At 59.7% G+C, this 17,402-nt stretch carries 18 protein-coding genes; 5 read left to right on the top strand and 13 right to left on the bottom strand.

Annotated elements, in window-relative coordinates; all coding sequences use genetic code 11:
• The first annotated feature begins 294 nt into the window (after positions 1-294).
• Positions 295-834 (top strand): DinB family protein, encoded by a 540-nt coding sequence (locus RBB81_RS06150; protein ID WP_183790387.1) that lies wholly within the window; start codon positions 295-297, stop codon positions 832-834.
• A gap of 10 nt (positions 835-844) precedes the next feature.
• Here RBB81_RS06150 and RBB81_RS06145 read toward each other — a convergent pair whose 3' ends face one another.
• On the bottom strand, positions 845-1,210 hold the full coding sequence (locus tag RBB81_RS06145) for a VOC family protein (RefSeq protein ID WP_179581124.1): 366 nt from the start codon (positions 1,208-1,210) through the stop codon (positions 845-847).
• Positions 1,211-1,287: 77 nt separating this feature from the next.
• Between RBB81_RS06145 and RBB81_RS06140 the strand changes: the two genes are divergently transcribed.
• A complete protein-coding gene (locus RBB81_RS06140; RefSeq protein WP_183790389.1) occupies positions 1,288-1,752 on the top strand; it encodes a DUF1810 domain-containing protein in 465 nt (154 codons plus the stop codon).
• A gap of 102 nt (positions 1,753-1,854) precedes the next feature.
• Positions 1,855-2,598, top strand: a complete 744-nt coding sequence (locus RBB81_RS06135) for a hypothetical protein (protein WP_353073074.1) — start codon at positions 1,855-1,857, stop codon at positions 2,596-2,598.
• A 111-nt stretch (positions 2,599-2,709) separates the two neighbouring features.
• Here the strand turns inward: RBB81_RS06135 and RBB81_RS06130 are convergent, their stop codons facing one another.
• From RBB81_RS06130 to RBB81_RS06110, 5 genes are all read right to left on the bottom strand, one after another.
• On the bottom strand, positions 2,710-3,033 hold the full coding sequence (locus RBB81_RS06130; protein WP_179581118.1) for a hypothetical protein: 324 nt from the start codon (positions 3,031-3,033) through the stop codon (positions 2,710-2,712).
• 439 nt (positions 3,034-3,472) lie between these two features.
• Positions 3,473-4,894 (bottom strand): hypothetical protein, encoded by a 1,422-nt coding sequence (locus tag RBB81_RS06125; RefSeq protein ID WP_353073073.1) that lies wholly within the window; start codon positions 4,892-4,894, stop codon positions 3,473-3,475.
• A 144-nt stretch (positions 4,895-5,038) separates the two neighbouring features.
• The gene (locus RBB81_RS06120) at positions 5,039-6,121 is read right to left on the bottom strand and encodes a DNA topoisomerase IB (RefSeq protein WP_353073072.1); all 1,083 of its coding nucleotides are present in this window, start codon (positions 6,119-6,121) and stop codon (positions 5,039-5,041) included.
• Between the two features lie 229 nt (positions 6,122-6,350).
• On the bottom strand, positions 6,351-7,865 hold the full coding sequence (locus RBB81_RS06115; protein ID WP_353073071.1) for an asparagine--tRNA ligase: 1,515 nt from the start codon (positions 7,863-7,865) through the stop codon (positions 6,351-6,353).
• Positions 7,866-7,917: 52 nt separating this feature from the next.
• Positions 7,918-8,784 (bottom strand): sugar phosphate isomerase/epimerase family protein, encoded by an 867-nt coding sequence (locus tag RBB81_RS06110; RefSeq protein WP_183790398.1) that lies wholly within the window; start codon positions 8,782-8,784, stop codon positions 7,918-7,920.
• Between the two features lie 94 nt (positions 8,785-8,878).
• On the opposite strand from RBB81_RS06110, the gene RBB81_RS06105 reads away from it, so the two are divergent.
• Entirely contained in the window at positions 8,879-9,712 is an 834-nt protein-coding gene (locus RBB81_RS06105; RefSeq protein ID WP_353073070.1) for an SGNH/GDSL hydrolase family protein, read from the top strand.
• Between the two features lie 19 nt (positions 9,713-9,731).
• Here RBB81_RS06105 and RBB81_RS06100 read toward each other — a convergent pair whose 3' ends face one another.
• Together RBB81_RS06100 and RBB81_RS06095 are read right to left on the bottom strand one after the other, a co-directional pair.
• Entirely contained in the window at positions 9,732-10,472 is a 741-nt protein-coding gene (locus tag RBB81_RS06100) for a DUF72 domain-containing protein (protein ID WP_353073069.1), read from the bottom strand.
• Positions 10,473-10,518: 46 nt separating this feature from the next.
• Positions 10,519-12,591, bottom strand: a complete 2,073-nt coding sequence (locus RBB81_RS06095) for a beta-N-acetylhexosaminidase (protein WP_353073068.1) — start codon at positions 12,589-12,591, stop codon at positions 10,519-10,521.
• A gap of 235 nt (positions 12,592-12,826) precedes the next feature.
• Between RBB81_RS06095 and RBB81_RS06090 the strand changes: the two genes are divergently transcribed.
• A complete protein-coding gene (locus tag RBB81_RS06090) occupies positions 12,827-14,101 on the top strand; it encodes an ABC transporter permease (protein ID WP_179581102.1) in 1,275 nt (424 codons plus the stop codon).
• A 101-nt stretch (positions 14,102-14,202) separates the two neighbouring features.
• Here RBB81_RS06090 and rplI read toward each other — a convergent pair whose 3' ends face one another.
• The 5 genes from rplI to RBB81_RS06065 all read right to left on the bottom strand — a co-directional run bounded on the left by rplI (position 14,203) and on the right by RBB81_RS06065 (position 17,301).
• Positions 14,203-14,676 carry a 50S ribosomal protein L9 gene (gene rplI, locus RBB81_RS06085; protein ID WP_179581100.1) on the bottom strand — a complete coding sequence of 158 codons (474 nt, stop codon included), beginning with the start codon at positions 14,674-14,676 and terminating at the stop codon, positions 14,203-14,205.
• 80 nt (positions 14,677-14,756) lie between these two features.
• On the bottom strand, positions 14,757-15,107 hold the full coding sequence (rpsR, locus tag RBB81_RS06080; protein WP_179581098.1) for a 30S ribosomal protein S18: 351 nt from the start codon (positions 15,105-15,107) through the stop codon (positions 14,757-14,759).
• A gap of 164 nt (positions 15,108-15,271) precedes the next feature.
• Positions 15,272-15,760: a 30S ribosomal protein S6 gene (gene rpsF, locus RBB81_RS06075; RefSeq protein ID WP_179581091.1), complete on the bottom strand. Its 489-nt coding sequence runs from the start codon at positions 15,758-15,760 to the stop codon at positions 15,272-15,274.
• Between the two features lie 142 nt (positions 15,761-15,902).
• A complete protein-coding gene (gene pth / locus RBB81_RS06070; protein WP_179581089.1) occupies positions 15,903-16,532 on the bottom strand; it encodes an aminoacyl-tRNA hydrolase in 630 nt (209 codons plus the stop codon).
• Between the two features lie 67 nt (positions 16,533-16,599).
• Positions 16,600-17,301, bottom strand: coding sequence for a 50S ribosomal protein L25 (locus RBB81_RS06065; RefSeq protein WP_353073067.1), 702 nt, complete (start codon positions 17,299-17,301; stop codon positions 16,600-16,602).
• Positions 17,302-17,402: the final 101 nt, after the last annotated feature.

The raw sequence follows: 17,402 nt of genomic DNA, 5'->3' as shown, positions 1-17,402 counted from the left end.
AAATCTTCATTCCATTGGGGTTACGGCTAAATTATTCAAAACAAAGGAGAAAGCGCCGGTCTTGAGTCCGGGCTTCTGTTTCTGCCTTCTACATCAAGTAGAGAGTCGATATAACTCATACGCCACGCGAATCGCCTTATTTGGCGCGGGTTTTCGCATGATTGGGGCTTGACAGAATTTCGAGTACGGCAGAACTCGGCTTGCGGGCCGCCGTAGCTCGTTTGCACCGTAAAATGATCCGGTCCGTGGGCCAACGGTAGACCTATGCGCTAAATCGAGTTTTAGGAGATCGCTATGAAGCGAGTTCTGGTTGCTGTGGTGGTTTTTGTGGTGGCTTCGTGTGGTTTTGCGGTGGCGCAGCAGGAGAAGCCGATGACGTTGAAGGCGGTTCTTCTGGAGCAGCTGCGGTCGACCCATGACAAGGCGGAGTGGTTCGTTCCGGCGAATACGGCGGTGGCTGGGCTGACGCCGGCGCAGGCGAGCTGGACGGATAAGAGTGGGAACCACTCGGTGGGGCAGCTGGCAAATCATCTTGTGTTCTGGGATCGCGAGATGTTGGCGAAGTTCAAGGGTGAGACTCCGGCGAAGTTCGATGGCAACAACGACGAGACGTTCAACAACTTCGACGCCAAGAGCTGGGACACGACGGTCAAGCAGCTGGACCAGGTGATGACGGACTGGGAGAACGCGGTGGAGGCGGCTGACGACGCAAAGATTTCGCTGTGGGCTTCGAGGATCGCACACGTTGGAGCCCACAACGCCTATCACATTGGGCAGATGGTGTATGTGCGGAAGCTCGAGGGGGTATGGGATCCGAATAAGGGGGTGAAGTAGGGCAACGCGATCAGCCGGGCTCCTGGTAGATGCCGAGGACGTTGCCTCCGGGGTCGCGGAAGTGGGCGGTGATCTCTGACGCGTTGGGGTCGATGGGTTGAACGATCTCGCCGCCGTGGGCGGTGATGAGATCGACGGTGGCGACGGCGCTGTCGACCATGATGGAGATGACGATGCCGGGCTGGGTGGAGGGCGGACGGTTGAGGACCCACATGCCGCTGACCTGGCCGACGCCGTCGTCGAAGGCGGTGGTGCCGTCGCTGTGCTGACGCAGAGACCAGCCAAAGCAAGTGGCGTAGAAGGCGGAGGAGACGGCTACGTCCGTTGCGGGGATTTCGAGGTAGCAGATCTTGCCGTTGCCGACAGTGGGAGGCATGTTTGGCTCCTTCGGGGTGAGTCTACTGCAAGTCGGCGGCTGGCGTGAAGAGTTGTACGGGGTGCAGGAGCGAACATATGAGGATAAAAGTCGGAGCAACGAGCGATAAGTACGAGCTGGAGAGGTTTGTGGAGGCACAGGCTGGAGTGTACGAGCAGGCCCTCGCGGAGTTGCGGGCGGGGAGGAAGCGCAGTCACTGGATGTGGTTCGTGTTTCCGCAGATTCGGGGGCTGGGGAGTAGCCCGATGGCGATGCGGTATGCGATCTCGTCGCTCGAGGAGGCTCGGGCTTATCTGGAGCATGCTGTGCTGGGGCCGAGGCTGCGGGAGTCTACGAGGATTGTGGTGGAAGTGCAGGGACGGACGGTGGGGGAGATCTTTGGGTCTCCGGATGATTTGAAGTTTCATTCGAGCATGACCTTATTTGCGAAGGCCACTGCGCCGTCTGCCAAAACAGCGGAAGATTCGGGCGATGTGTTTGAAGAGGCTTTGAAGAAGTACTTCGGTGGGGCGATGGACCAGGGGACGATCGAGCGGATTTGATTGAGAATTCGAAGCTATTGCGAGCGTCTCAGCAACTGCGCGCTCGTGGACGGCATCTTCCTGTGCAGGGCCCGACTTCAAACGAACGTAAAAGGTGCACGAATGAACCGAGGTCTGAGGGTTGCGGTAGCTTTGGTTGTGGGTATGGCTGCGCCGATCGTGGCGGCGGGATGCGGGAAGCATGAGGCGCAGGCTACGGCTGCTGCTGTTCCAGCTCCGGCGATGAAGCCCGCGCCGCCTACTCCGATCGACACGAAAAAGGCAGAGGTGGGTGGGCCGACGTGGGATCCGGAGTGGGACAAGATTGTGGAGCTGGCGCTGCCGCCGGCGATGCTGTCCGGGCAGGTTCCGCATGATGTGCGGCGATTCTGTCCGGCGTTCTACGGGATGGCGGAGGACGATAAGCGGGCGTTCTGGGCTTACTTCTTTCAAGCGCTGGCCGGTGCGGAGGCGGGACTGGAGCCGACAGTCCAAGCCAAACACGCGCAGCCCGAGATGGCAGTGAAAGATGAAGTCACCGGGCATCAGAGCCGCACGTCGGGGCTGCTGCAGCTTACGTATGGCGACCAAAAGCGGTATGGTTGCGACTTTGACTGGGACCACGATAAGAAGCTGAAGATCGATGATCCGGATAGAACGATCCTGCAACCGAAGAATAATCTGGAATGCGGTGTGAAGATTCTCGACCATCAGCTGATCGAGAAACATAAGCCTCTGTTGTCGTCCTCGGGATACTGGTCGACGTTGCGGCCGGGGACGGTGAGCTATCGGGTGTTTGCGAAGCAGATGACGAATGTTCCTGCAGCTTGCAGGGTGGCAGGTGGTCGGAAAGTGGCTTCGCGGTGAATGGTGCACAGAGTTTATGTATGGCCGCTCCGTCTTTAACAGCTGATGACGTCCATCTTCGCGTTACAGGACGCGCGAAGATGGACGTTGCCGGGTTGTCAGTGCGGAGGGTTATTCATCGTCTTCGTCATCACAAATATGTGCGACAGCAGCCTCTCGAAAGCCGATACCGACCTTGAAGCCGACGGGCTTGAACGGGCCTGGTGTGACGTCGATGGCGAGCTTTTCCATCTGCTCCCAGTTTGGCCGGTTCTTATCGTAGTAGCTCGAACACTCATAGATAAGGAACGGGACGACGATGTTGGGGTGGACTTCATTGCACATCGTGATCATCTCCGATTCTCGGTAACCGGTCATAATGTGCGCGTAGGAGCAGGTCCTGCAGAGCGAGTCCGAGCCAATCGGAGTTCCGCCCTTGATGTACGGCTTGCCCATGGTGGGCCTTTCTTTCTAACCAGCGCTCGGCTGGATTGTTTTGGGCGCGGCTTCGCGGGTGCGTGGTCGCTTCGCGGCAGAGAAATTCGTAGACGTGCGTGGAGACAAAGCTCTCCTCCTGGCGCATCATCATCTATTGGTGCGTGCGGGTTGCGTAGGATCGTCCAGCAGCGGCTACTGACAGGTGAGGAGCATGGCCCGGCGATCACCACGGAGATAGTTCGTCTCTGGCGACCTACGCATCGTGTTGTGCGATTTGGTGTTCATCGGGCTGCTCCTACGCTTTGTTACTTTGCCAGTTACGAATTCAAAATGCAAGAAATATTATCTGGTGTAGAACATAAAGGTTTGGACGATCTCGACTTTTACGAACCTGACGAGGTAAGGCCCCACTCTCACGATCAGGTCGCGTGAGTGGGCACTCGGTTGAGTTGTGAGCTTATCCGATGACGCGATAGCCGAGTTGGAACGGGTTGGCGGCGAGGCTAGCGATGAGGTACCAGCCGGTGGCGCCGATGTGAAGGGATGGTCCGTAGGTGAAGCCGAAGCCGGTGTCGAGAACGCTGGAGGATGCGACGACGCCAAGGCCGCTGGGAATGACCCTTCCGCCTGCGGTTTGACCGACGCCGAGGATCTGCTGGGCGTGCTCGATGTCCTTAAGGAGTTGAACGGCACGGGAGATGTCGGAGAGGAGAGAGAAGATTGGTTCGCCTCCGCGGAGCGCCCTTGCGGTGAGTGCGGCGGAGGTGTGCGCGGTGCCTTCGAGCCAGACTGCATTCGGATCGTTGGCGGTGGTGACGAGACTGGCGGAGGAGAAGGTCATTCCGTGAACGGTTTGAGTTCCGGTGAGGCTGGAGTTGGGTGAGGAGGCGGTGTCGGTGGTTTGAAGATTGGCGAGTGCCCAGTCGATGGTGCCGCGAGAGCGGGCGTCGAGGAAGGCCAAGTAGGACCAGGTCTGGCAGTCTTCGGGGATCGGTGTCGGGTTGATGGTGATCTGGTCGGGCAGAGTCCCGGTGTAGAAGAACGGCCCTGCGGGGTTGAGCATGGCGAAGACGAACTGGAAGGCGTGTTGAGCGAGCGCGCTCCAGGACATGCCGTTGTTGGCATGGCCGCCTTCGGTGAGGGTGTTGAGCATGGTGAAGAAGGCGTAGGTGTCGAGATTGCCTTCGGTTGATTTTCCGTTAGGGGAGGGCTCGGACTGGTTGAACTGATTAATGATGGCGCCGTAGGAGTAGCCGCCTGGCCCCTGAGTGTTGTAGGTGTTCGTGACGATCCAATTTGCAACCAGGAGAGCACCGGTGAGGTATTGCGTGTCGTGGGTGCGGCGGTAGAGTTGTGCGAGGGCCATACCGGCCCAGGCCTGATCGCCCACGGAGCTGCCATAGAAGAAGAATGGGAACGCTGCGGGGGTGATGAAGGCTCCGCTGCTGTCGGGCGCGTTGACGAAGTAGGCCTGAGCGAAACGGCCATCGGCGACGGGGAAGTTGGTGGCCTGGGCGTGGAGGAGGCCGAGGCCGAGGATCTTTGCGCGGGAGAGGTCGTCGGGTAGGCCGCGGGAGAGATAGGCGTGGATGGCGACGGCGTTGTCGTAAATAAAGCCGGTGGCCTGGAGGGCGGCGTCGCTGTAGCTCTGGGAGAGGCGGATGGTGGAACCGGAGGCGTAGGCGTCCATCATGAGGTTTTGGAAGGTGAAGGCGCGTTCGACGGAGTCGGCGAAATCTTTCGCGGTGGTGAGGGGGTTGGACTGGCGGAGTTGCGCTTGAGCCGACTGCGAGGCGAAGATGGGTGGCACTGCGCCAGCCACTGCGGCTGTGGAGACCATGCCGAGGAGACTACGGCGCGTGATGCTGTTTGCAGACATGTGGGGAGCCCTCCTTTTGGGCATCGCCACTCTACGCTCGGGTTCGGAAGACACGCAAGATTGTGAGTTCTTTTTTGACGGAGATTTTCAGCACGTCAAATGTATGGATTTCAACTGGATGGCGGCGAGCGGAGGTCGTGATCTTCAGGCAACTGCCAGGTCAACCTGATGGCGCAAAAGATTGAGAAGGGCCAGTTCCTGCTGCTGAAGCGTCCCGGGAAGGTCGGCGTCCGTCTCTTGAACGCGGCGTTTCACTCTTTGCAGCATCGCGCCGCTCGTGTAGGAGTCGAGGACTGCGGGGTGCACGTAGCATTTTCTGCAGACGGATGGTGTGTTGCCGAGTCTTGCGGCGACGGACTTGATTGCCTGAACTACGTTTCGTTTGGCCTGGGTTTCGGAATCGAATGCCTCGAACTCGTAGAGCAGCTCGCAGGCGAGAACGGTTCCGGCCCAGGTGCGAAAGTCTTTGGCGGTGAAGTCCTGTCCTGAGATTTCGCGGAGGTAGTCGTTGACGTCGGCGGAGTCGATAGAGTGCTGTGTGCCATCTTTATCGACGTATTGAAATAGCTCGTAGCCGGGGATGTCCTGGCAGCGTTGGACGATTTTGGCGATGCGGCGGTCGGTGATGTCGATGGTGTGCTTGATGCCGCTCTTGCCCTGGAAGTTGAAGGTCACGGTCGAACCTTCGATGTCGACGTGTTTGTTTCGCATGGTGGTGAGGCCGTAGGAGTGGTTTTGACGGGCGTACTCCTCATTGCCGACGCGGATGAGTGTTGTCTCCATGAGACGAACGATGGTGGCCAGTACCTTTGCTCGAGGCAGGCCGGCGATTGAGAGATCCTGCTCGACGTGGTCTCGGATAGCTGGAAGAGCTGCTCCGAAGATGACCATGCGCTCGTACTTGGTTTCGTCACGGATCTCGCGCCAGCGGGGATGGTAGCGGCTCTGCTTTCTCCCTCTTGCATCGCGACCGGTGACTTGGAGATGTCCTTTTGGATTGGGACAGATCCACACCCCTGTCCATGCCGGAGGGATGACGAGGGACTTGATTCGGGCTAGTGTCTCGGTGTCACGCACTGCTTTACCGTCGGCGTCGAGGTATCGGAAAGCTTTGCGCCAGGGCTTGCGCTGGATTCCGGGTTTTGTATCGGTGACGTAGCGTAGGCCTGCGGCTTTCGCGGACTCTGCAGGATCGGTGACGATTTGTAGTTGTTTCTTTCGCGGCATCGGATGGTCCCAGGTTTTACCTGAGACCGTTGGATGCAGTTTTGCGGACGGTGAGAGCTCGCCGTTTGAGCAGGATTTGATGAGACGGAAGACGTCCCGCTCCTACGGACAGATGCGGTTGAATTGGGGCGCTCGGAACTTCCTGCCTGAAAGCCTGAATCGGTGCGGTGGTGCTGAACTCATCGGGATCCTTCGCTGCGCTCAGGATGACAGCAAAAGCGAGACTCGTTTATGGATAGATGCGGTTGAGTGTTCTGGCGAAGGGGATGGTTTCGCGGACGTGGTCGAGGCCGCAGATCCAGGCTACGGCGCGCTCGATGCCCATGCCGAAGCCAGAGTGCGGGACGCTGCCGTACTTACGCAGGTCGAGGTACCACTGGAAGGCGGCGAGGGGCAGGTCGTGCTGTTCGATGCGGGATTTGAGGAGATCGTAGTCGTGGATGCGCTGGGAGCCGCCGATGATCTCGCCGTATCCCTCGGGGGCAAGGACGTCGACGCAGAGAGCCTTGGTGGGGTCGAGCGGGTCGGGCTGCATGTAGAAGGCCTTGAAGGCGGCGGGGTAGCGGTGGATCATGACGGGCTTGTCGAACTGGGAGGAGATGTAGGTCTCGTCGGGGCTGCCGAAGTCGTCGCCGTATTTGTGGGGGGCTTCGAGTTTGCCTTCGGCGAAGGCCTTCTCGAGCATGGCGTGGGCTTCGTCGTAGCTTAGGCGGGGGAAGCGGTTGGGTGGGTTAGTGAAAGTTGATGTGCCAGAGTCGTGAGGCCGGCCCCCCGGTTCTGTGGCAGAAAGATCCTCTGCTGTGTGGGCCGGGCTGGCGGCTTCGGGATTCTTCGCTCCGCTCAGAATGACAGCATTCTTTTCTATAGAGGAGTCTGGCGCGATGACTGCTTCGAGTTTGGCGATGTCTTTGCCGATGACCTTGAGGTCGGCGCGGTGCGACTCGAGGACGCGGGTGACGATGTGGGTGATGAAGCCTTCGGCGAGGTTGAGTAGGCCGTCGAGCTCGAGGAAGGCGACCTCGGGTTCGATCATCCAGAACTCGGTAAGGTGGCGGCGGGTCTTGGACTTTTCGGCGCGGAAGGTGGGACCGAAGCTGTAGACCTTGCCGAGAGCGAGCGCGGTGGCTTCGATGTAGAGCTGGCCGGACTGGGTGAGGTAGGCCTTGTCGTCGTCGAAGTAGTCCATCTCGAAGAGTTCGGAGGTGCCTTCGCAGGCGTTGGGAGTGAGGATGGGTGGGTCGGTGCGGATGAAGCCGTTGGTGTCGAAGTACTCGGCTGCGGCGCGCATGATGGTGGCGCGGACGCGGAGGATGGCGGACTGGCGCGGGGTGCGGAGCCAGAGGTGGCGGTGCTCCATGAGGAAGTCGACGCCGTGCTCTTTGAGGGAGATGGGGAAGGGGGTGTCTTCGTGGACGCGTTGGAGGACTTCGATGCTTTCGACGTCGAGCTCGTAGCCGGAGGGGGCGCGAGAGTCGGCGCGGACCTTGCCGGTGACGGTGAGGGAAGATTCGAGGGTTAATTCTTTCAGTGTGTTGAAGACCTCTTCCGAGACTGCGGCTTTGGGGACGATGCCCTGAATGGTGCCGGTGCCGTCGCGGAAGATGGGAAAGAGGAGCTTGCCCGAGGCGCGGAGGTTGTACAGCCAGCCGCGGAGGGTGATGGTCTGGCCTTCGTGCGCGGAGAGTGAGGAGATAGTGGTGATGGGTGCGGAGGTTTTGCTGGTGGGGGTTACATATTCGCTCATTGGTTCCTTGTTTGTGCCTGTGACAGGTGCTAATTATCGGGACTGACTTTTTCTATACAGCGGCTTCAGCGGCTCGCTTGAGGAGGTCGAAAGCTTGGGTAGCTTTGGTAGTGGCGGATTCGGGAGTTTCTTCTAGTTCGTGGGCGATCTCGAGGATGCCGGGGGTGTTGGCCGGCAGCGTCGCGATGTGCTTCGCGATGTTCTTCCAGTCGATGCCTGCGGTGCCGGGCCAGAGGTGGTCGTCTTTTTGGCCGAGGTTGTCGTGGAGGTGGAGTTCGGCGATGCGGGGCTTGAGGAGCTCGAAGGCTTCGTCGATTCCCTTGCTGTTCTCGGGGGCAGCGAGGTGGGCGTGACCGATGTCGAGGGTAACGCCGACGCGGTCGAAGTGGCCGACCTTGAGGATTTCGAGGAGATGCTCGGGGGTGGTGATCTCGTTCTGGAGGTTTTCGAGCAGGATGCGGACGCCGAGGGGGTGCGCGAAGGCCTTGAGGTGCTCTATGGCGGTGAGGGAGTTCTCGAGGGCGCGGAGGTTCCAGGCGTCGTCCTTGTGGCCGAGATGGAGAGTGCAGGCAGAGATAGGAATCTGCTCGGCGGACTCGAGGGCGCGCTTGACCTCGTCCATGGCGGAGATGCGGCGGGACTTCTCGGGGTCGATGAGGTTGAGGTTGGGGGCGACGTGGCGGGACCACTGGGCGTCGGCGCGATCGGCGATGTAGAGCGGCTGGTGAAGTGTGGCTCCAACGCCGGTATTGCGGAACCAGGTGGCGATGTCGCGGACGGCGGCGCGGTCGCTGTAGTCGAAGTGATGGCGGGCGGCGAAGAGCTCGATGACCTGAGCGCCGGATTTGTGGAGAGAGTCGAGCAGGCCGGGGTGCAGGCGTTGCGGGAGGAAGACGTGGGTAGAGAGTCCGGGTTGCATCACCTCTTAAGGTACAGCAGCGGGAGGGTTGGCGGTGTAGCGGAAGGAGTTCGGTGGGTGTTCGGCTAGAATTTGAGACGAGTGGAGGGTTTAGATGAAGCTTGCTGTGCGGGTGGTTTTAGCGGGGTGTGTCGCCTTGGGGAGTGGGATGGCGAATGGGCAGGTCGGGGGTACAGCCAAGGCTGAGGGGGCTCCTACGCCGGTACAAACTCAGCCGGTTGTGCAGACTCCGGCTCCGGTGCCGCCGGTTTCGCCACCGGATGAGACGGCGAAGCAGATCGCCGAGATGGAGGCGAAGCTGGCGGACTGGCCGCAGTTGGGACGATATCGGGCGGAGAACGCAGCGTTGGCTCCGGTGGCGGCGGGGGAGCAGCGGGTGGTGTTTTATGGGGACTCGATCACGGATAGCTGGGGCCGGCAGGCGGGTACGGGGGAGTTTTTTCCGGATAGGGGGTATGTCAATCGCGGGATCAGCGGACAGACCACGCCGCAGATGGTGGTGCGGTTCCGGCAGGATGTGATCGATCTGCATCCGGCCGCGGTGGTGATTCTGGCAGGAACCAACGACGTCGCCGGGAATACAGGGCCGATGACGCCGCAGATGACCGAGGATAACTTCCGGTCGATGATCGATCTGGCGAAGGCGAACGGGATTCGGGTGATTGTCGCGTCAATTCTGCCAGTGGCAGATTATCCGTGGAGGACGGGCCTGGCACCGGTGCCGAAGATCAAGACTCTGAATGACTGGTTGAAGGGGTACTGCGTGAACCACTCGGTGACGTATCTCGATTACTTCTCTGCGATGGTGGGGCAAGGTGGCGGGATGAAGGCAGGCATCAGCTTCGATGGCGTGCATCCAAATGTGCAGGGGTACGCGATTATGGGGCCGTTGGCGCAGGCGGCGATCGATAAGACTCTGAGTAGGTAGGCTGGATTGGTCCGGCGAGTCAGGCGGCTGAGAGAAGGCGCTGGAGGATCTGGGCGTCTCCAAACGCTGCGCCTGAGGCTGTGTTGTCGAAGACGCACCACGTCTCTCTTGTCTTATGGGTGGCGATGGCTGCGGCGAGCGAGCGAAGATAGGATTCCGGGTAGGCGGAGTAGTAGGTATGAGGGCTGCCGTGGAGACGGCAGTAGATGAGTTGACTCCAACCGGCGGCCTGGGCGGCTGCGGGGACGCGGGCGGGATCGGCGGCTACTCTTGAGATACGGAAGCTATTGAGAAGGTAATCGGCTTCAGAGACGAACCAGGTGGGATGTCGGGGTTCGAGGACGATCGCACCCTGATGGAGATCGCGTAACCTCGCGAAGAACTCGGTGGCGACGGAGGGATTGAAAGCGGAGCTGGGCGGGAGTTGAAAGAGGATGGGGCCTAATCTTTGAGCAAGGGTATTTGCTTCGGCGAGGAAGATTTGTAACTGTGCGGGTTCGCAGGCCAGTTTCGCATCGTGGGTGATGGCCTTTGGAGCTTTGACGGAGAACTGGAAGTCTTCGGGGACTGAGTCTGCCCACTTGGCCCAGGTGGAGAGGCGATGGGAGCGGTAGAAGGAAGAGTTGATCTCGGCGCAGTTGAAGATTTGCGAGTAGCGGTTGAGATGGGTTCCTTGCGGCGGGACGTCCAGGTATTGCTTCGGGATGCTCCAGCCGGCCGTGCCGATGCGCAGATGATTCATGCTTCGGTTCGATGCCATTGACCTTACTTTCGTCTAGCTGTCCAGAGCCGGCGGTACCTCCGGACTAATGCTTTCCGGCGGTATCGACCAGTTGTTGCAAGGGTAGGAGGATGACGAAGTCGGTTAGTTCGGAGTGGTCTGCGGCTGTCTTCAGGAGGGTGTTCTGCGCTTCGATCCAGGTTGTCGTTGGTGGCGTGTGGGACTCGATGGATGCGAGTGATTGGATTCCGAGTTGGCCGAGCTGAGTCAACTGGGTGCGGCGAAGGGTGAGTTGATTGAGCTTCGGATGCTCGGGGGCGAGGGCGTCGAGCGCTGGGCCGGAGGCGATCCATGACTGGAAGAGGGTTTGAAGTTGCGGGTGCGCGGTGGCGCGGTCGGCCGGAGCGCTGCTGTGGAGGTAGCGGTCGACGAGGAGGCGCAGGTCCTCGCGGAGGGGTGGGTCGGGGCGGGTGTAGTCGACGGCGTTGCCCATGGGAGTAAGCTGTGAAGTCTTCTGCTGCTCGTAGCGTTCGTGGAAGGAGACTGGAGAGAGCGTGGAGATGAGGAGGGCGAGCTGGGAGGCTGCGGCTTCGCTTCCAGCAAGCTGGCGCAGGCCTGATTCGGGACCGGAGATGTGGGTGAGGCCAAGGCCGTCGAGCCGGATCGATTCGATCTCGAGGCGGCGATACATGTCGGAGACGTCGCGGGTTTGGCGGGGCGACCAGAAGCGTTCGGCTAGGGCGGCGGTGCGAGGCCAGACGCGGGAGTCGACGGTCTGCGCGGTGATTTGTTCGGCCCACATGCAGACTTCGCCGCCGAGGATGAGCTTCTGCTGGTCGGGGGTGAGGGTGGAGTTGTCGGGGATGGGGTCGTCGAGGTACATCCGCTCGGCGGTCTTCATGCCGTCGAGATAGTAGGGCGCGGAGAGGATGCCGCGGTTGCCTTGTTTGGCGGCGACGGCGAGCGACTCAACGCCGCGCCAGCTCTGGATGACGGCGTCTTTCGGAGTGCCGGGGGTGAGGATCTCGTCCCAGCCGACCATCTGCTTGTGGTGTTGGTGGACGAGCGCGAGGACGCGGGTGCTGAAGTAGTTTTGGAGGTCGTCGGTGGATTTCATGTTGTGTGCGTGCATGAAGGCAACGATGGAGGGGTTGGCCTTCCAATCGGCTCCGTTGCTCTCGTCGCCACCGAGGTGGAGATATTCGTCGGGAAAGAGGGAGGACATCTCGCCGATGAAGGCGTCGAGGAACTTGTAGGTGCTATCGCGGGTGGGGTCGAGTGCGCCGTCCCAGATACCGAAGGTGCGGGAGATCTCGTAGGGGCGCTGGACACTGCCTAGCTCGGGCATTCCGACGAGCCAGCTGGTGACGTGGCCGGGAATGTCGAACTCGGGAACGACGCGGATGCCGTGGGCGCTCGCGTAGGCGATGACATCGCGAACTTGATCCTGGGTGTAGAAGAGGCCGTCGGAGCCTTTGGCAGTGAGCAGGGGGAAGCGTCTGCTTTCGATGCGGAAGCCCTGGTCGTCGGTGAGGTGCCAGTGGAAGACGTTGAGTTTGACGGCGGCCATGGCGTCGAGCGTGCGATAGACAACCGGAAGAGGCATGAAGTGTCGGCTGACGTCGAGCATGAAACCGCGCCAGGGGAACCGGGGGGAGTCGTTGATCTCCACTGCGGGGATGACGTAGTGGCCGTCTTCGGCCTGTACGAGTTGCTGAATGGTTTCGAGACCGTGCAGGGCTCCGAAGATAGTTTGGGCCCAGAGGACAATTTTGCTGGAGGTTGCGCTGAGGGAGTAGTCTTCGTCGGTTTCAAGCGTGGGGCGCGTGCCAGTGGAGTCTTGCACCTGAATGGTCAGGGTGGGGCTTGGGGACTGGAGATCTTTGCCGATTGGAATGCCGGTGTTTCTTTCGAGGCTCTCGAGGGTGCGACGGGTGGCTGCCTCGAGGATGGGGTTGTGCGCGCCGCTGAGGGAGACTGTGAAGTCTTTCGTGATGGCGATGGAGCCGTTTCCGGCGATGATATTCAACGGCGCCGGAAGGAGCGTGTTTTGGAGGGTTTGGGACCGTGCAGTGGGCATAAGCGAAACGAGAAGGCAGAGTGTCCCGAGGCTGATTCCTCTGGCGCGAAGAAGCTCCAGAGTCGATGCGTGATTCATTCCTGCTCCTTGTAGGCTACGGCGAGTACCGTCACTGTGCAGGCTTGAACTTCCCTGCGATCTCGGCCGCCCAATCAGATCCTGATGGCTGAGCTGTCGATCGACGTCGCCGATTCCAACTCCAGTCAAACTGGGTCAAACTAGGATAGTTTATAGCTCGAGACGCCACGTTGGTTCGGTTAGCAGGAAAGCATGCACCGCTGCGATACTGTTAGGCGTCTAATGGTTTAAGCCAATGGCGACGACGAACCTTCCCAAACCGAGCTCATTCGACCGTACGCTGGCCAGCGCGCGCTCGACCATGATGTTCAGTGAGGTCGCGAGGCTAGCCGTCGACAGCTTCCGTGCAAGCAAGACGCGGTTTCTGCTCACCATGCTGGGTATGGTCATCGGCTCTATGTCGATTATTTTGGTTGCAACTCTCGGGTCGACCGGCAAGCAGTACGCCTTGGACCAGTTGACCAGCATCGGGCCTAACAAGGTGGAACTGCAATATGGCGGTGGTAACATCAGCGGCCCGGAGAACACGAGCACGCCCGACTACATGACGCTCGACGACATGCGTGAAGTCCTCGATCAGGTGCCCGGAATCGTTGCATCATCTCCGATGTTGGAGTTTTACGACAATGTGAGTCTGGGCGGCGGCATCACGAAGCAGACGACCCTGCTTGGCGTCTCTCCGCAGTATCGGATCGTGCGCAATCTCGTTGTGGTGTCGGGGCGCTTTTTCGACGATCAGGACGAGCTGGCCCACGAGAAGGTTGCTGTGATGGTCAAGCCGTTCGCAGAAGAGCTGTATGGAAACGTGAACGAGGCCGTGGGCAAAACGATCAGCATCAAAGGCATTCCGTTTGTCGTCATCGGAGTATTCAAAGAGGCATTCGATACCTACGGGCAGTCGGAGATCAGTGATCACACGATGCTCGTGCCCTACCCTGTCATACGCTACTTCACTGGAAGCAACTCTCTGAAAGAGTTATTTTTCACGATGCGCAGCGCTTCGCTGGTGGTGCCGGCGAGTGAGCGTATTCTGGCGATCGTCCGGTCTCGTCACTATGCTGGCTCGGTTTACACAGCCGCGACGCTCACCGATCTTCTCAGCAGCATGGCGAAGATCGCGGATATGCTTACCATCGTTCTCACTCTCGGGGCGGGCATCACGATGATCGTAAGCGGCGTCGGCATTATGAACAGCATGCTGGCGAACGTTCAGTCCCGATTGAAGGAGATCGGGATCCGTAAGGCGCTGGGGGCGACAAGTCGTGAGATTCGACTGCAGTTTCTTACCGAAGCGATCTTTCTTTCGCTGAGCGGTGGGATCATCGGGACTATGCTTGGCCTCGCGATTCCCTTCACTCTTGGCCTGCTCACACCGTTCAAAATCCCGATCAATCCATGGTCAGTCGTATTTTCACTTGGCAGCTCGGTGATGGTGGGTGTGCTCTTCGGGACACTTCCGGCGAATCGTGCAGCGCGGCTCGATCCGGTTCAGACACTCAAGTACGAATAGCTTTTTTTGTGGCTGACCGTTGATAGTTACAAAAATAAAAACGCATCGCCCCTAGCAAGATCTGCGCAGGGCGACGCGTTTTATGCTTCGTGGTTCGTAAATTATGCGGTGGTGGCTGTTTCGGCTTCGGGCTGATCGCCCTTGACCGTCACCTTGACGTGGCTGGTGACCTCGCGGTGCAGCTTGACCGGAACGTGGTATTCGCCGATCGTCTTCAGCGGCTCCTCGAGGGAGATCTTGCGACGATCGATCGTGAAGCCCTTCGCCTCAAGCTGGTGCGCGATGTCGCCCGAGGTGACCGAGCCGAAGAGGTGCTCGTTCTCGCCGACCTTGCGTTCGAACACAAGCTCAACCTCAGAGAGCTGGGTGGCCAACTGCTCGGCCCCGGCCTTCTCCTTGGCGGACTTGCGAACCGCCGATGCCTTCATCTGGTCAATGACCGCCTTGTTCGCGAGGGTCGCCTCGATGGCGAGCTTTTCCGGCAGCAGGTAGTTGCGCCCGTAGCCGTCAGCGACCTTGACCACGTCGCCGCGATGTCCGAGCTTGTTTACGTCTTCCTTCAGAATGACTTCCATTGCATTTCTCCGATTTCGTCTCTGGCTCGCGGTGCTGCCAGTCTTGCGTATCCCGTAAAGTCCCGCCGCAGCGGAAGAAGTTAGAAGCGTGCAGCGAAGGCGAGCAGAGCGATGTTGCGCGACTGCTTGATGGCCAGGCTGAGCTTGCGCTGGTGGCGAGTGCAGACACCGGTCAGGCGACGTGGGACGATCTTGCCGCGCTCGGCAACGAAGCCCTGAAGCAGGCGAACGTCGCGGTAGGAGATGGCGTCGATCTTCTCGGTGCAGAACTTGCAGACCTTCTTGCGACGGAAGAACTTGCGACCGCCAGGACCGCCGCCGGGTGCGCCTGCGGGGCGTGGGGTGCGAGGACCGGCGCCAGGGCCAGAGTGCGCCGGGCGGGGTGTGGGTGCGTGGTGCTCAGTGGGTTGCGTGCTGGTTTCGTCAGCCATGATATTTCCCTCTCAGGTACGTTGTGCCTCTCCTCGCTCCAGGTTCGCGTTGGAGCCTCTGAACAACTGACGAAGTGCAGTCAATTGGAAGCGAAGATCGGTGATCGTAGTGCGTTGTGCGATGCAATTGGAAATCCATCGCGAATGTTCAGGCGAAGCACAAGTTAGACCGCGGTGGAGACAGTCTCGGGCGGCGCGTCGGATGCGACGTGCTCGACTGGAGCTGCCGCAACTGGCTTCTTCTCTTCCTCGGTCTCGGCATCGGAAGGCGCTGCTGGGGCCTGGACAGGAGCTGCGATCGGCTGTGCGCTGCGCTTGACCTTGGTGTCGCGGATGGCCTTGACCTTGGCGAGACGCTTCTCTTCTTCGTCCATGCGGACGGTGATGAACTTGATGACCTGCTCGGAGACGCGGAGGCGACGCTCGACCTCGGCGATCAGCGAACCGGCTGCGGCGACGTTCAGCAGGACGTAGAAGCCATCGTTGAACTTGCGCACGGTGTAGGCGAGCCTGCGGCGGCCCATCTTCTCGACGCTTTTGATTTCGCCGCCACCGTTGGTGACGTTCGCGGAGAAACCTTCAATCAGCTTGTCGAGTTCGGCTTCTTCAACATCCGGACGGACGATGAACATGATTTCGTAGGTACGATTCATTCGATTACTTCTTTCTGCGAAGTTCTGCTTCGCACCGTGCTGACGTCTGTTCTGCCAACCCGGTTTGGAATTTCGACTGCGTCTAGTTTCGTAACAACACTTTGCTGCTGCTTCTCGAAACAACAACCTACCGATTGCTTCTTTACTTCTCCTTCGACGCATCCGATCCATTCTCCGGATCGTCTGGCCGACGGTTGAATCTGTTCATCGCAGCGCTGACCCCTTCGGTTAGCACCGCCTCGACAGCGTCTTCCACTCTGTCGAGCACTTCATCCAACACCGCAAGCTCCTGCTTGCGAAACTGCGACAGCAGATAATCCCTGCCGCCGGCTTTGATCTCTCTGCCATCCACCAGCGCTGGTTTCCCAACACCAATGCGAATGCGCAACCACTCTTCCGTGCCGAGCGCACCGGAGATCGACATCACTCCGTTGTGCCCGTTTGCCCGGCCGTTCGCGCTGATGCGTAGTCTGCCCAGCGGGAATGCCAGCTCGTCATAGAGGACGATCAGGTCCTCCGACGGGATTGGAATTTCAAGCTCCTGAACCAGCGCGGCTACCGAAAGCCCGCTCAGATTCATATACGTCTCAGGCTTGGCTAGCAGAACTTCGTGTCCTGCAAGCCTCGCCTTTGCCGTGAGAGCCCGTCCCCGGCGATTGGAGAGGACCACGCCGCAGTCGTCCGCGATGCGATCCACTGCGAGAAAGCCAGCGTTGTGCGGCGTGAACTGATATTCGATACCGGGGTTGCCGAGACCGACAATCAACTTCACGCTTTGTTTCCCTTTCCAGCAAACTCAGGCGGCCCGCAGATCCAAAGAATCGGCAGGCCGCGCAAAACTACTTCTTCTTCGCGTCCTTGGCATCGGCAGCAGGCGCAGCGGCCGGGGCAGCTGCATCTGTCTTGCCCTTCTTGGCAACCTCTGGCTCAGCCGGTGCGGCAACCACTGCATCGACAGCCACAACCTCTTCCTTGATGATCGTGACGTGCGCCACGGTTCCGTTTTCGTCACCGAGGAACTTGATGCTGCCGGAGTGCGGTAGATCGGAGACGTGGATGATGCCGTGCAGCTCGAGGTTGGAGACATCGACATCGAGGTGGCTCGGAATATCGTTGGGCAAGCACTCGATCTCAACTTCACGCATTACGTGCTCGAGGATGCCACCCTGCGACTTGACGCCAACAGGAACACCAACGAGTTGGATCGGCACCGAAACGATCATTGTCTTGTCCATCGCGATGCGCTTCAGGTCGATATGCAGGAGAGTGCCTTTGATCGGCTCGTTCTGCCAGTCGACGATCATGGCCTTCACGACAGCGGAGCCCTCGACGTTAAGGTCGAAGATCGTGTTATGACCGGAGTCGGAGTGCAGAATTTTGGTGATGACCTTGGGGTCGACCGCGACGGCGACGGCATCCTGGCCCGCGCCATAGACGACTGCGGGAATCTTGCCGGCGACACGGACGCGACGAGCGGCGTTCTTGTTAAACTTGCCCTCGCGAGGCGTCGCGACGACTGCTTCCATAGTGGATGATGCCATGATGAATCTTCCTTTCGGGCACAGAGTTGAGCTCTGCTCCCTTTGCTACTTGGGTTAATCCAAGCCGCCCTGTTTCATACCGCGATCCAGTGCTACAGCGA

The organism is Tunturibacter gelidoferens, from assembly GCF_040358255.1.
Lineage (GTDB): Bacteria > Acidobacteriota > Terriglobia > Terriglobales > Acidobacteriaceae > Edaphobacter > Edaphobacter gelidiferens.
The sequence above is the reverse complement of the archived record's forward strand: the minus strand, read 5'-3'. Positions and strand labels throughout refer to the sequence as shown.

Excerpts from the sequence above, each read along its gene's own strand:
- RBB81_RS06120 (WP_353073072.1), bottom strand. The coding sequence starts at position 6,121 with ATGCCGCGAAAGAAACAACTACAAATCGTCACCGATCCTGCAGAGTCC.
- RBB81_RS06125 (WP_353073073.1), bottom strand. The coding sequence starts at position 4,894 with ATGTCTGCAAACAGCATCACGCGCCGTAGTCTCCTCGGCATGGTCTCC.
- RBB81_RS06150 (WP_183790387.1), top strand. The coding sequence starts at position 295 with ATGAAGCGAGTTCTGGTTGCTGTGGTGGTTTTTGTGGTGGCTTCGTGT.
- RBB81_RS06140 (WP_183790389.1), top strand. The coding sequence starts at position 1,288 with ATGAGGATAAAAGTCGGAGCAACGAGCGATAAGTACGAGCTGGAGAGG.
- RBB81_RS06115 (WP_353073071.1), bottom strand. The coding sequence starts at position 7,865 with ATGAGCGAATATGTAACCCCCACCAGCAAAACCTCCGCACCCATCACC.
- RBB81_RS06135 (WP_353073074.1), top strand. The coding sequence starts at position 1,855 with ATGAACCGAGGTCTGAGGGTTGCGGTAGCTTTGGTTGTGGGTATGGCT.
- RBB81_RS06100 (WP_353073069.1), bottom strand. The coding sequence starts at position 10,472 with ATGGCATCGAACCGAAGCATGAATCATCTGCGCATCGGCACGGCCGGC.
- rpsR (WP_179581098.1), bottom strand. The coding sequence starts at position 15,107 with ATGGCTGACGAAACCAGCACGCAACCCACTGAGCACCACGCACCCACA.
- RBB81_RS06130 (WP_179581118.1), bottom strand. The coding sequence starts at position 3,033 with ATGGGCAAGCCGTACATCAAGGGCGGAACTCCGATTGGCTCGGACTCG.
- rpsF (WP_179581091.1), bottom strand. The coding sequence starts at position 15,760 with ATGAATCGTACCTACGAAATCATGTTCATCGTCCGTCCGGATGTTGAA.
- RBB81_RS06090 (WP_179581102.1), top strand. The coding sequence starts at position 12,827 with ATGGCGACGACGAACCTTCCCAAACCGAGCTCATTCGACCGTACGCTG.
- RBB81_RS06105 (WP_353073070.1), top strand. The coding sequence starts at position 8,879 with ATGAAGCTTGCTGTGCGGGTGGTTTTAGCGGGGTGTGTCGCCTTGGGG.
- rplI (WP_179581100.1), bottom strand. The coding sequence starts at position 14,676 with ATGGAAGTCATTCTGAAGGAAGACGTAAACAAGCTCGGACATCGCGGC.
- RBB81_RS06145 (WP_179581124.1), bottom strand. The coding sequence starts at position 1,210 with ATGCCTCCCACTGTCGGCAACGGCAAGATCTGCTACCTCGAAATCCCC.
- RBB81_RS06110 (WP_183790398.1), bottom strand. The coding sequence starts at position 8,784 with ATGCAACCCGGACTCTCTACCCACGTCTTCCTCCCGCAACGCCTGCAC.
- RBB81_RS06095 (WP_353073068.1), bottom strand. The coding sequence starts at position 12,591 with ATGAATCACGCATCGACTCTGGAGCTTCTTCGCGCCAGAGGAATCAGC.
- RBB81_RS06065 (WP_353073067.1), bottom strand. The coding sequence starts at position 17,301 with ATGGCATCATCCACTATGGAAGCAGTCGTCGCGACGCCTCGCGAGGGC.